9 protein-coding genes are annotated in these 13,882 nt (G+C 41.1%); 4 read left to right on the top strand and 5 right to left on the bottom strand.

What is annotated here, in order from left to right; genetic code table 11:
* A partial coding sequence (locus F6K52_RS20555) for a response regulator (RefSeq protein ID WP_293081786.1) occupies nt 1–787 on the top strand: 787 nt, incomplete at its 5' end.
* A gap of 253 nt (nt 788–1,040) precedes the next feature.
* Here F6K52_RS20555 and F6K52_RS20560 read toward each other — a convergent pair.
* The gene (locus F6K52_RS20560; RefSeq protein WP_293081789.1) at nt 1,041–1,433 is read right to left on the bottom strand and encodes a hypothetical protein; all 393 of its coding nucleotides are present in this window, start codon (nt 1,431–1,433) and stop codon (nt 1,041–1,043) included.
* Nucleotides 1,434–1,582: 149 nt separating this feature from the next.
* Here F6K52_RS20560 and F6K52_RS20565 point away from each other — a divergent pair, with 149 nt between their 5' ends.
* On the top strand, nt 1,583–2,959 hold the full coding sequence (locus F6K52_RS20565; protein WP_293081792.1) for an ABC transporter substrate-binding protein: 1,377 nt from the start codon (nt 1,583–1,585) through the stop codon (nt 2,957–2,959).
* Here F6K52_RS20565 and F6K52_RS20570 read toward each other — a convergent pair.
* Nucleotides 2,914–3,201, bottom strand: a complete 288-nt coding sequence (locus tag F6K52_RS20570) for a hypothetical protein (protein WP_158069379.1) — start codon at nt 3,199–3,201, stop codon at nt 2,914–2,916. The genes F6K52_RS20565 and F6K52_RS20570 overlap by 46 nt on opposite strands.
* Nucleotides 3,202–3,341: 140 nt before the next feature.
* On the opposite strand from F6K52_RS20570, the gene F6K52_RS20575 reads away from it, so the two are divergent.
* Nucleotides 3,342–5,357: a response regulator gene (locus tag F6K52_RS20575; RefSeq protein WP_293081796.1), complete on the top strand. Its 2,016-nt coding sequence runs from the start codon at nt 3,342–3,344 to the stop codon at nt 5,355–5,357.
* Here the strand turns inward: F6K52_RS20575 and F6K52_RS20580 are convergent.
* Nucleotides 5,354–5,527, bottom strand: coding sequence for a hypothetical protein (locus F6K52_RS20580; RefSeq protein WP_293081799.1), 174 nt, complete (start codon nt 5,525–5,527; stop codon nt 5,354–5,356). The two genes, F6K52_RS20575 and F6K52_RS20580, sit on opposite strands and share 4 nt — an antisense overlap.
* A gap of 166 nt (nt 5,528–5,693) precedes the next feature.
* Here F6K52_RS20580 and F6K52_RS20585 point away from each other — a divergent pair, with 166 nt between their 5' ends.
* Nucleotides 5,694–8,294, top strand: a complete 2,601-nt coding sequence (locus F6K52_RS20585; RefSeq protein WP_293081801.1) for a PhnD/SsuA/transferrin family substrate-binding protein — start codon at nt 5,694–5,696, stop codon at nt 8,292–8,294.
* Between the two features lie 469 nt (nt 8,295–8,763).
* Here F6K52_RS20585 and F6K52_RS20590 read toward each other — a convergent pair whose 3' ends face one another.
* Both F6K52_RS20590 and F6K52_RS20595 read right to left on the bottom strand, forming a co-directional pair.
* Nucleotides 8,764–9,576: a class I SAM-dependent methyltransferase gene (locus tag F6K52_RS20590; protein ID WP_293081803.1), complete on the bottom strand. Its 813-nt coding sequence runs from the start codon at nt 9,574–9,576 to the stop codon at nt 8,764–8,766.
* 35 nt (nt 9,577–9,611) lie between these two features.
* On the bottom strand, nt 9,612–13,882 hold a 4,271-nt coding region (locus F6K52_RS20595), incomplete at its 5' end, for an SDR family NAD(P)-dependent oxidoreductase (RefSeq protein WP_293081806.1).

Here is a 13,882-nt window from a genome sequence, read left to right on the forward strand (position 1 = left end):
TGTCACATTTAATGTTGGAGTCATTGAGAAACAAAACTCTATTTTAGGAATCTCGAAGTCTTCCAACACCAGGATTCAAGGGGGAGATTATAACCTCGATTCTCGGAATATCCGCTTTGAAGTGATCGATACTGGCATAGGAATCAGTCCTCAACACTTAGATAAAATCTTCCAACCCTTTGAACAAGTAGGGGATACCGAGCGTCGGATAGCTGGAGCGGGTTTAGGTTTAGCTATCAGTCAGCAAATCGTTAAATTGATGGGAAGTAAACTAAAGGTTAAAAGTCAATTATATCAAGGTTCAACATTTTGGTTTGATGTTACCTTACCTGTGATGGATATTGTTGCCGAAGCTGAACCAGATCTTGCTGTTAAAGGGTTGATTTATAAAGGAAAACGACGTAAACTGTTAGTGGTGGATGACATAACAGAAAATCGATTGCTATTGCTCAATATGCTGAAACCTTTGGGTTTTGAAGTGGTATTAGCCCAGAATGCTCAGCAAGCATTAGACCTCGCCAGGGCAATTAGACCGGATCTGATTTTAACGGATTTATTTATGCCTGTTAAAACTGGTTTCACGATGATTCCGGAATTACAACAGATACCGGAAATGAAGGATGTACCAATTATTGCTTTCTCTGCTAACAACTGGGATGTTGTGCAGAAGGAAACTCAGAGACTTGGCTGTGATGCTTTTCTGCCAAAACCAGTTGACGAGCATAAATTATTGGCATTATTGGAGAAGTATTTACAATTAGAGTGGATTGATCAAGAGCTGTCGTAAGCAGTCAGCAGTCAGCAGTCAGCAGTCAGCTTAAAATAAACCTATACAGGCCTATAGCCAGGTTACGGGAACGGGAGAATTTAAGATTGAGAGATGAATGAGAATTGAAAGTCTGGGGATTTGCCCATCAAAGCTGAACGCGCACGCGTGCGCTAATCGCTGTTCGCTGATAGCTGAACGCGCACGCGTGCGCGTAGCGCTAATCGCTGTTCGCTGATAGCTGATAGCTGACACTGTTTAGTTATCAATAAAATTATTTTTTTAACAGTAATAATGTAGTAAAGATAATCAGTAAAATTGCTTCAGTTACCAAAAGACCGTAGATGGTTTGTCTTTGGTCAGGGGTGGCGGCAAAATAATCGATAAAAACTGTGTAAATAATAAACTGAGAGAGAATTCCCACTAAACACAATCCAATGCCCCACACTTGTCGTTGCCAAAGTCCAATCACGGCTGCTGCATCGAGAATGCCATAGAAAACATCGCCAATTCTCCAGGTTAAGGGTGTTTCTAACCACGGCATTTCCCCAAAACCTGCTATATTACTAAAGTGGACAATCGCACCATAGGCAAAGACAAAAGCGAGGATTCTTAAATAAATGCTCATCCAAGGGCGTTCTGTAGCTTGGATCAAATAGTCCACCATAGGTCATATGTCCGTGAAAAAAACGACTTCTGTCCACTTTAAGGATAGTGCTCTTAGGGGCATATGATCTTTGGCAAAATGACCACGATTGGTTCATCGCAAGGAGTAGAGTTGTGACGTCTGCACAACGGTTTCGAGGTTCAAGAATCATGCAGCGACGTCAATTCACTCGACTATCCTTGTTCTTATTTGGTCTGGGGTTAGCTGACTGCAGTAAGAATCAAGTCGAGTCTACTAAAGAATTTACGATAAACCGGACTAATTCGCTGCGCATCTGGTGGAGTCAGGGTTATTATCCAGAGGAAACTGATGCACTCAAAGAAATCATAGCCAGGTGGAAACAAAAGAGTGGAATTAAGGTTGAGCTTAGCCTTTTATCTGAAAAAGATACGTTAAAGGAACTCAATAATGCGATCGCAGCAGGCAACCCTCCGGATATCTTCTATAGTATTGAAGCGGATACCCAGATCATCCCCCGTCTAGCATGGAACAACCAATTGGCAGATGTTTCTGAGGTAGTAGAACCGATCGAAAAGCTATACACTGGCAGTGTTCTACAGAATGTTAGTTATCTGAACAATGTAGCGAAGAAGCGCAGCTACTATGCTGTGCCGATCATGCAGTATTCAGTATACATTCACTGTTGGCAAGACTTATTGGCAGCTATTGGTAAGACACCAGACGCGATTCCTAAGGATTGGCAAGGGTTTTGGCAGTTTTGGCACTTCGCTCAACAGCAACTACGTCGCCAGGGTCAACAGAGTATTTATGGTATTGGTTTACCCATGTCCCAGGCTTCTGATACCTTCGACATTTTTGAAAACTTCCTAGAAGCTTACAATGTCAAACTGATCAACCCCAATGGTCGGTTACGCTTAGATAATCCCCAAGTGCGTCAGGGGATTATCGCTGCCTTAGGGAAATATACCAATTTCTATAAGAATGGTACCGTACCACCAGAAGCAGTGGATTGGGGAAACACTGATAATAATATTGCCTTTCTTAGCCGCACTACTTTAATGACAGCTAACCCATCCCTATCGATTCCTGGTTCCCAACGGCAAGATCAGGCAATTTACACCAAGCAACTTGCTACTATTCCATGGCCGAACAAGCCAAAGGTCGAGCCCATGAAACCCATCGCTTCCATTGGGCAGGTCATTCTGTTGGAAAGATCGGATAAAAAGCAGGTTGCTAAGGATTTCTTGTCCTATTTGGTACAACCACAAAATCTGAAAACATACATCCAAGGTTCTCAAGGGCGATTTGTTCCTGTTTTGCCTAAATCTTTAGCAGACCGATTCTCGAATGATGGAACCGATCCCCATATTTCAGTGGCTCTAAAGCAGTTACAACAAACCACCCGTCTACCCTATCAAGTGTTTACCCCGATTTACTCTGAAGTACAATCCCAGAATGTTTGGGGTAAAGCGATTAGAAGCATAGTTGTAGATGGTTTGTCTGTGGCGCAAGCCACTAATCAAGCGATCGCACAAATCAAGCAAATTTTTGCTGATTGGAAGTGATGATAAGTATTAGTCAATACTCCCTCTGTTGCCCCACTGACGGTCTGTTCCCCCTCTTCCGGAACAGTAACTGGTTTTCTTAGGGCAATATTTGCAGTTAGAGTGGGTATATCAGCCAATATCTCAACAGCCTCTAGCTTGATCACAGGGGTCAAAACCCAGTTGTGATCAACGGTTTGTCGTACCCCCCCCTCAGGAAATGGAAGTGCTCTATGAATTGGCGATGCTGGGCAGTACGACAAATTAGAATTGCTATGGCTGGAAGAACTTGATGAAAACATACATTCCCAAAGCCCACCAAACTCAAAAACTTAGCCGAAGGGTTTCAATAAAAAGCAATTTTAACCTTGCTTAAAGACTATCTGCATCTAGAATAAACTCCATGAGTGTAACTGCTAAAACGAATGAGTTTAACTTAAAAAATTATACCATATTGATCATTGACGATAATCCTACTAATTTGAGGGTTGCTTTTGATTATTTGGAAGATTGTGGCTTCACCATTTTAGTATCCCAAGATGGTGAAAGTGGTTTAAAACGCGCTAAGTATGCCCATCCTAAAATTATTTTACTGGATGTTTTGATGCCAGGTATAGATGGCTTTGAAACCTGCTGTCGCTTGAAGGCGGATCCGGCTACCAAAGATATTCCTGTAATTTTTATGACGGCGTTATCCAGTACCGAGGATCAGGTAAAAGGATTTGAAGTTGGGGGAGTCGATTATGTCACTAAGCCACTCCAACATGAGCAACTCTTAACTCGGATAATCAACCATTTACGGATTCAGGAGTTAACTGAAAAGCTACAACTTCAAAATCAGGAATTAAAACAACAAGCCATTGAACTTGCAAAAGCTAAAGAAGCTGCTGAATTAGCTAGCCAAGCCAAAAGTGAATTCCTCTCCAATATGACTCATGAACTTCGTACTCCTCTAAATGGCATTTTAGGTTATGCCCAAATCCTCCAACGCGATAAAACCGCTAGCCCTAAACAAAAGCATAGTATCGATCTCGTTTACCAATGTGGCACTCACTTGCTCAACTTGATCAATGACATCTTAGAGCTTTCGAAAATCGAAGCCAGGAAAATGGAACTGTTGCCGAAAGAGATTCATTTTCCTACTTTTTTGATCTCGGTTGTAGAAATCTGCCTTATCAAAGCTCAGCAAAAGGGTATCTCTTTTATTTATCAACCCTCATCCTATCTACCAGCAGGTATTGTGGCTGATGAAAAACGACTGCGACAAGTTCTGATTAACCTCCTGAGCAATGCTATTAAGTTTACTGACCATGGCGGAGTAACCTTCAAGGTAGAGGTGATCAGTAAGGATAAAGCTCTACAACCCCCACTCCCTAGGATTTATAGAGATCAGCAAGAGGGAGAAGAGGGGGAAGAGGGAAAAGTTATCACAGACAAAATCATGCCACTAATGGGCAAAGTCTCCCAATCACCCATGGTTAGAATTCGATTTAAAATCGAAGATACTGGCATCGGAATAAAAGCAGAAGAATTAGAAAAAATATTTTTACCCTTTGAGCAATGTGGGGATAGTGCTATTCGAGATCAAGGCACTGGTCTAGGATTAGCTATTAGCCAGAAAATTGTTAATCTCATGGGAAGTTTTATCCAGGTTGAAAGTACTTGTGGCAACGGTAGCGTTTTTTCTGTGGATTTGGATTTACCTACTACCACAGTAATGGATTACAAAGCTAAAATTTATACCAATACTATCGTTGGTTTCCGGGGAAAGGTGCGGAAAATAGTAGTGGTAGATGACAAACCGGAGAATCGCTCTGTTATTGTTAATTTTTTACAACCTCTGGGATTTGAATTTTTGGAAGCGAGTAATGGGGTTGAGGGTTTGCAAAAAGCCACAGAATTTAACCCTGACTTAATTATTACTGACTTAGTGATGCCAGTGATGGATGGCTTTGAAATGATGCGACGTATCCGCTCATCAGAGCAATTGAAACATATCCTGGTAATCGCGACATCTGCCAGTGTTTATGAATTAGAACAGCAACAGAGTCAGGATATAGGCTGGACTGATATTCTTTGTAAGCCTGTTAACGTTGAAGAATTACTCGATAAATTAAAGCAGCATCTGCAACTGGAATGGGTATATGAACAGTATCATCCAGAATTATCAAAAATCAAAATTGAATCCGCTCAAAAAGTTATGCCAGACGCCACTTTGCCTCCTCCAGACGATGTATTAGCTGAACTTTATGACTTGGCCAAGAAAGGGAATATGTTCGCTATCACTAAAACGGCAGAAAATCTGAAAGAATTAGATGATAAGTTTATTCCCTTTGCTCAGACTATATCCAATTATGCTAATGAATTCCAATTAAAAAAAATTAGATTATTGATAGAAAAGTATCTTGAAAAGAATTAGTATAGCGCAGGTAACAGCAGATCTGGGAATCGGGAATCGGGAATCGGGAATCGGGAATCGGGAATCGGGAATCGGGAATCGGGATGCAGCCTGTGCCCATTAGCGACTGCATCAAGACAAGGAAAAAAATTTATATTTACCTGACGTTTACTAGGAAATGCTATATTCAATATGTTAATTATTTATCAATCAATAAATTGTTTAATGAATAAAAAAATATTTTATTAAACGTAAAAAATGTATAGTTTTTTCATAGTTCTGAGGTATATTAATTTTTCTTAAAAGTACTCCCTAAAACCCAAAATTTTGTATCTCATATAATTAAAATTACTAACTATGAGTCGTCTTTACTTCTTAATTAAATCCAGCCTGATTCTAGGCATGGGATTATCACTAATAGCATCGCCTGCCCCAGGGATTACTTCTGCTCAGGAACCTGTAGATAGAACAGGACAAATAATGAATTCAGAGGTAAAGATTGTTAAGGTGGGAGTGCTGACAATTCGGGGTGTTGAGCATACTAAAACAAAATGGCAACCGACTCTAGACTATCTCAGTGAAACCATTTCCGGCTATGTTTTCCAACTTGTACCACTAGGGTTTGACACCCTCGAAGAAATAGTAGCTAACCAGGAGGTGGACTTTGTGTTGTCCAACCCTGGCATGTATGTACGGTTGGAATCGATTTATGGGGCAATACCAATTGCCACCCTAAAAAATCTACGCCTAGGCAAGCCTTACACCCAATTTGGAGCGGTTATCCTGCGTCATGCTGACCGCAATGATCTCGAGGATTTAAAGGATTTACGGGGCAAAACCTTTATGGCCGTTAGTGAAAATGCCTTTGGGGGCTGGCAAATGGCATGGGAAATTCTGTTAGAAGCTGGAGTTAACCCCTACCGTGACTTTCGAGGCCTCCACTTTGGTGGTAGCCATGACGCAGTGGTCTACGCTGTTCGTGATGGTATTGTCGATGCTGGCACTGTCCGCACTGATACCCTCGAACGTATGGCACAGGAGGGTAAAATTAATCGTGATGACTTTGTGATCCTCAATCAGCAAACTCAATATCAGGACACTTTCCCTTTTGCTGTGAGTACTAAACTTTATCCAGAATGGCCCTTTTCTACACTACCCCATACCCCAATGGAGTTAGCGGAAGAGGTTGCGATCGCATTAATTACCATGCCTTCTGAGCACCCAGCCGCCAAAGCTGGTCGTTATCAGGGCTGGACGATCCCGGCCAACTACCAACCTTGTCACGAAACCTTACGGAATCTGCGGGTTCGTCCCTACGAAGATTGGGGAAACGTGACTCTGGGTCAAGTTATCCATCACTACCGCTATTGGCTGTTATTTGCTGGTGTTTCCTGCTTTGGATTTAGCTATGGTCTAGTTTATCTGGCTGGCCGTAGGCGAATCGAAGCAGAACTGCGAAAAGCCAATGGTTTACTGGAAATCCGGGTCTCCGAACGTACAGTTGAGTTCAAAGCAGCTAAAGAAGCGGCTGATCAGGCTAATCACGCCAAAACTCAATTCCTGGCTAATATGAGTCATGAATTGCGTACTCCCCTCAATGGCGTTTTGGGTTACGCCCAAATTCTACAACGGGATCCACAGATAACTCCTAAACAAAAAGACCAGATCAACCTTATTTATAAGTGTGGCAACTATCTACTCCATCTGATTAATGACATTTTAGACTTATCCAAAATCGAAGCTCGGAAAATGGAACTGTTTCCGACAGAAATTCATTTGCCTTCCTTTCTGATGGAAGTTGTAGAAATTTGCCTGGTCAAAGCCCAGCAAAAGCAGATTGCTTTTAGTTATAAACCCTCATCCCATCTGCCAGAGGGTATCCTGGCTGATCCCAAACGATTGCGACAAGTTCTGATTAATCTTTTGGGAAATTCCATTAAGTTTACTGACCATGGCGGAGTCACCTTTAAGGTAGACGTTATCAGTAACCACCAAGCAATTACTACTCGCCCATCCCCCCTAGTCAGACTTCGATTTATCATTAAAGATACTGGCATTGGGATGACCCCAGAACAACTGGAAAAAATCTTTTTGCCCTTTGAACAGGTGGGGGATGTTGAGCATCGTGAACAAGGCACTGGACTTGGATTAGCGATTAGCCAAACAATTATCAATTTGATGGGAAGTGCTATCAATGTTGAGAGTACTTATGGCCAAGGTAGCATTTTTTCGATAGATTTAGAGTTACCCATTACCACAGCTGTGAGTCAGAGTAAACAAGCTTCCACCAAAACTATTATAGGTTGTCAGGGGAAAGCACGGAAAATCTTAGTAGTAGATGACAAATGGGAGAATCGCTCTTTAATTGTGAATGTGTTAAAACCTCTGGGATTTGAACTATTGGAAGCAAGTAATGGGGTTGAGGGTTTGGAAAAATCCACAGAATTTAACCCTGACCTAATTATTACTGACTTGGTGATGCCGGTGATGGATGGCTTGGAAATGATGCGACGTCTGCGCTCATCAGATAACTTTAAAGATCTGTTGATTATTGCTTCATCTGCCAGTGTTTATGAGTTAGACAAGCAACAGAGTTCTAAGGCAGGCTGCGATGATTTTATTCCCAAACCAGTGGACATAGCAGAATTACTGGAAAAATTAAAACAGCATTTGCAACTGGAATGGGTGTATGAAGACTTCATGCCAAAACCAGAAACTATAACAGATGCTGGAGCTGAAGACATCCAGCTAGATGCGATTGTGCCTCCCCCATCTGATATTCTGCTCCTACTTTATGACTTTGCTAAGAGAGGTAGTGTGTTTGACATCATACAAGAAGCCGAAAAGCTGGAAAAGTTAGATGCTAAGTTTGTTCCTTTTGCTAAGGTTATTTATAGATTGGCTAAGGAGTTTAAGGTGAAGAAACTTAGGAAGTTTATCGAAGAGTATGTCGATTAACTCAAGGGGTGACAAGAGAGCTGTAAACTAGAGATAATAATGGTTTAAGCTAACCTTTTGCCAAAAAAAACGGGAGGTCTCTGTAGCCTCCCCAAAGCAAATATGTTTGCTGGCCTTTTGGCCTTTAGGCCACGCTACGCGAACAATTCTACCAGACGGTGTTGGAGACTCATCAAGACAAGGAAGATATTCATAATTGGTTTACTCACTGCTGTTACTGTACCTCATTACTATGAGAATTGCTATATAGTTCCCTTGCGTAAGTCCTGATCTATTTTACCTTGATGCCTTCAAGATTAGCGATCGCGTAGCGTAGCCCGAAGGGCTACGCTACGCGATCGCCACTATACATATCTTATTCTGGATTCATCCATTTTATTAGTGGAATAGGTTCCATAAAGGTATCTAATTATTTCAGGTTTTTGTCCACTAACTATTCTATTAGTTTATCACATCTCATTCCTGATTGCTATAACTTAGTTTCCACAATTAGATAAGTATTACGAAAGTAGGGGAATTGGGTAAGTAATTTCAAAAGTAGTTGCCATTGCCAAGGCCAACGTTCTGGATATAGCTGATAGAGACACCAAGTATTAACTACTTGCAATCCCATAGCGCTTAAGTCTTGTTCGTTTTTCAAAAACCACTTTAGGGGAGCTCCAATTTGAGAGAACCTTTTACTAAACATCTTGGCAGAATTTCCTATAACTTCCACATCTAAGGTAGCCCCTGGAAAACGAGAGCGCATCGTAGATATGAGTTGCTGGACTTCATTTACCTCAAAGTAGGGTAGTAAGCCTTCTGCAATAAATAAAATGTTTTCTGGTTCTACGTTGGGCAAATTATTCATCCAGTCAAAATCCATAACTGAAGCACTAATAAACTGATGCTGTTCTGTCTGTGTATCTAACTTAGAGCGCAATTCAGTTACCATGGGCAAATCTAGTTCAAACCAACGATAAACATTCTGTCCAATACGGTGAAAACGACTAGATAATCCAGCTCCCAATTCCACTACAACTGGATGGGAATGGTTGGCAATATGAACAGATGTTATTTGATCATGCTGGTAAGTTCGGATAGCAGCTAAAATACTACCAGATTTAGCACTTTTAGAATAAAATTTCTCTAGCTCTTGATCCCAACCCGCGAGTTTTAACCACTCAACAGCTAGTGGATCTTGAAACAGTGGATGAGGATTTGATTGTTCATCAGCTCGTCCCCTGAGTGGTAAAAGTAGGGTGCGAGGTACACCTGTTAATTCAGTAACAATTTGAGACATATGATGTTAATAACCTAATTTATTGAAAATTTTGATTAGAGTTGATTGAATTCTTGACTATAACTGGCCTGACTCAAAGCTTTCTCTATACAAGCTCGTAACTTCTTAGCCAAGGTGGTTACGCCTGGTGGATAAACCATATACTCGTGATAACCAGGAACAGTTTCTACCTTAACTTCGCCAATGGACTCGTCTGCCCAACCTAGAGTTGGTCCCATAGCAGCAATGACTTCCTGGGATAATCCCAATGAACCTTTTTCAGGTTTGAATAAAGTCATAGAACCTGAATAGTTAGGTGGTGAGTAGCTACGCATTGCATTGTAATTTAAATCCAAAACTTTCAGGAGACGTTCAATATCAGCAACCTGAAAATCAGGAGGAACTACATTAGCTTGTTGAGCTTTATTAAAAATCAAGATTGTTCTTTCCTCTGGAGCAAGTTTCTGGAATTCTTCGGTAGGTATAGAAACAGTTCCCCCCAACAATTGAAAGACAACTTCTTCCCCTTCTACTTCTACTAAGTTTTGCTCATCAGGCAACTTCGATGGGGCGCAGGTATCAAGTAATCCTAGAAAAGCTACTTGTTCACCTTGAATCGTTAATTCGTAAGCCATCTGTAATGCTACTGCTCCACCAAATGACCAACCAAGTAGAGTATACGGACCATTTGGCTGCACCTCACGAATAGCAGAAAGGTAAAGACTAGCCATATCTTCTAACCGTGTCAGTGCTTCTTGCCCTTTTTCTATACCTAATGCTTGTAGACCATAGAAGGGTTGCTCCGTTCCCAATAGTTTAGCTAACTCAAAGTAGCAGAAAGCAGTTCCACCAACAGGGTGTATGCAAAATATTGGCACTTTGGAGCCATTTGGGTTAATAGGAAATAGAGGGGAAAAGGAGGAAATACTCTCTTGACCAAGAACAGCAGCTAGTTCCTCAACAGTAGGAGATTGGAAGAGGGTTGACAGGGCTAGAGATTTCCCCAACTCATTTTCAATATATTTCATCAAGCGAACTGCCAAAAGTGAATTGCCCCCCAACTCAAAGAAATTATCATAGATACCCACCTGGGATACCCCAAGCAGTTCCTGCCAAATTTGAGCAATTTTACGCTCCGTCTCATTCCTGGGCTTTACCCTTTCTTGAGTTGAACCACCCAAATTACTCTCTCGAAGTAAACCTATGTCAATTTCCCCAGTCTCAGTCAAAGGCATTTCAGGCAACTCCACCACAGCACAACTACTTGGTTTACCCACTGCATCCTGTACCATTAACTCCAGAAAACTCACATTGGGTTTACCTTTACCGTTAGTAGTAAAGTAAGCTGTTAATTCTTGCAGACTATCCGAAGTAGAAGTCAACCTTCTGATATTAAGATTACTACCATCCAAACCCACCATTAAGTAGGCTTGGTTACGACATAACCCTGCTAACATTGAAGACATACCTTGTGAAACACTCAGATCAGAATAACCTTGAGACCGAGTGAGATATTTCATTTGGTATCCCTTACTCATACCAGTTTCTGACCATGTTGTCCAAGCAAAACAATAACTATTTAACCCACGTTGATAGCGCTGATAATGAGTCAAATTCTCCAGGAAACTGTTAGAACTTGCGTAAGCACCGACTGTCGCACCACCAAAGACACCAGCGGCAGAAGAAAAGTTTATAAACAGGGTTGATGGTTGTTTTTGTACCAGTTGATGTAATACCCAAGCACCCTGAACTTTAGGATGAAGCAAAGTTGCCAAACTCTGCTTTGTTTCCTCTTTCAGTAAACTTTCATGGTAACTTCCGGCCAAATGAATCACCCCATCCAGTTGTTGAGTGTTCCATCCAGACAAGGTTTGCTGTACTACCTCCTGCACTGCTTTTTCATGGCCAATATCTACCCCTTGGTAAATCACCTCACCACCTATTTGTTGTAATTGTTGGTAAGCTTTGATTTTCTCTGCTAGCTTACCCCCTTGCTGTAAATAGGTTTCCCAACTGTTGCTATCTGGTAGAGGTGTACGACCTAAAAGCAATAGTTTAGCCTGATAATGTTCCAGGAGATACTTAGCAATTTCAACACCAATTCCTCCTAAACCACCACTAATAAGGTAAGTGCCTCCTGCTTTGAATGGTAATGGTTGTAATGGTAAGGAAGGTAGGTCAACTTTCTCCAGACCTGATACCCAACGCTCTCCATCTCGATAAGCCACTTCTGAATCTTTGGCATCAATAGTTAATTCCTCAAGGATGCGCTCGCTATTGACTTTTAATGAGTCTTGTGGTAAGTCTAGATGCCGACAATGCCAGTGAGGGATTTCCATCGGGATAGTTTTCAACAAACCTGGTACTGTGGCTTTTTCATAGGCAATTGCTTCTTTGGGATTCAGAGACTGACTTAGACTTGCGACATACAGTAGTCGTACTGGATAATTTTCCTGATGATTACCAAAGGTTTGTAGGATAAATAAAATGCTATAAATACCGGTTTTTTGTGCTGTTTCTAGAGTTTCTGTGTCAGGATTTTCTCCAGTACCAGTATATTTATCATAATGCCATAGGTGAATAATTGCTCCGATTTGGATATTGTCTCCTCCTAGACATTGGTACAGTTGTTGATAGTCGTCTTTAACATCTGGAGCAATTATATAGTGATTGTCATTGACTTTGGTGAAAGTTTGTCCTAATTCTATCTGCACATAAGGCTGAGAATTAGTGTCTAATTTGTGGCATAATCGTTGACCTAATCCTAACTTATCTATAAATACTAAAAATACTTCATTTTTTGCTAATTTTTGTAGCTGATAATTTCCTTGTTTTCTCCGCCAGGTTTTTTGATAAAACCAATCAGGAATTGTGTGGCTGCTATTTTCGGTAATTAAATCTACCCGTTTTAAGACTTCCTGGAATTCTCCTGTGGCAAATCTTTGACTAAGCTGAGTTCGTTGAATCTTACCAATGGAAGTTTTGGGAATTAAGTCTTTGTCTAGGGGAATTAAATAATCGGGATTAATTCCCATGCGGTTAACTACCTGTTCTCTGAGCGCTTTTAATAAAGCTAATAACTCGGGATATTCGGTTTTATCACTATTGAAAAATATCCCTAATTTATCGGTATTGCTGTTAGGTTTTCTTACGGCACAAGCGCAGGTGTAAGAAACTTCTATTCCTGGTAATTCTTCTACCGCTGATTCTATTTCATGGCTGTAGTAGTTTAAACCATTGATAATAATTACGTCTTTTTGTCGTCCGGTAATTGTTAAACTTCCGTTCTTGAGAAAGCCTAAATCTCCTGTGTTAAACCAACCATCTGATCTAAAAGCTTCTTGATTCGCCGTGGGATTTTGATAGTAACCTGATGTTACTGATGCGCCTTTTACTTGCACCCGCCCAATTGTTTCTTCTGAGACTATCTGGTTTTGACTATCGACTATTCTGATGGCAAATCCAGGAATGGGAGACCCTACTTCTACAAATTTATGACCATCATCTGTTGAGTCTAAGGTAAAGTTATGAGAATAGGCTACACCAGATGCAGTTTCTGACATCCCCCAAGCTGGGTGCATGGCTGTTTTTGGTAATTTCCATTTACTCAGTAGTTTGACAAACTTTCTGGCGGTTTTGGCAACAACTGCTTCACCTCCATTGAGTAGGAATTTCAGGGAAGATAAATCCCACATTGACTTAGTGCTTGGTCTATCGGAATAGTCTAATTCTTCTAAACGTTGATTTACTAATTCGTAAGCAAAGTTAGGTGCCCAAGTAATTGTTGTCCGATATTGAGACATCAAATCTAACCACCGCGTCGGTGCTTGCAATATCTCTTGTGTTGGTACATGAATTTGCTGACATCCCAAATACACATCCCTGATGTGAAACATTACAATTCCACCTACATGGTCTAGAGGAAACCAATTCAAGGAAATTTCTTCACAACTAAAATCGTTAATCTGTGCTGTTGCTGCACTACGACTTAATAAACTCCTATGACTTTGCATCACTGCCTTCGGTATCCCTGTGCTGCCCGAAGTTAGCAGTAACAGGGCTACATCCTCTGGCTGAGAATTATACCAATTCCTATCTACTTCAGCGTCACGCAATTTCTCTATGGTTTGTAGCTCCAACTTCCCTAAATTCAGACGTTGGTACCACCCACTTACTGATGATGCTAATTTCCTATCTGTTAGTACTAGAGGCTGTCCTAACAAAGCCCAAGTATTTTGCAGTTTGGTCAGACTACTATGGGATTGGTCATAACTAGGGGGTATTGATACTGGTACTGGTACAAATCCTCCTAACACACAACCCCAAA

It is taken from the genome of Moorena sp. SIO3H5, assembly GCF_010692395.1.
Lineage (GTDB): Bacteria > Cyanobacteriota > Cyanobacteriia > Cyanobacteriales > Coleofasciculaceae > Moorena.

Coding starts and splice junctions, on each gene's coding strand:
- F6K52_RS20560 (WP_293081789.1), bottom strand. CDS start 1,433: ATGGTGGACTATTTGATCCAAGCTACAGAACGCCCTTGGATGAGCATT.
- F6K52_RS20565 (WP_293081792.1), top strand. CDS start 1,583: ATGCAGCGACGTCAATTCACTCGACTATCCTTGTTCTTATTTGGTCTG.
- F6K52_RS20575 (WP_293081796.1), top strand. CDS start 3,342: ATGAGTGTAACTGCTAAAACGAATGAGTTTAACTTAAAAAATTATACC.
- F6K52_RS20585 (WP_293081801.1), top strand. CDS start 5,694: ATGAGTCGTCTTTACTTCTTAATTAAATCCAGCCTGATTCTAGGCATG.
- F6K52_RS20590 (WP_293081803.1), bottom strand. CDS start 9,576: ATGTCTCAAATTGTTACTGAATTAACAGGTGTACCTCGCACCCTACTT.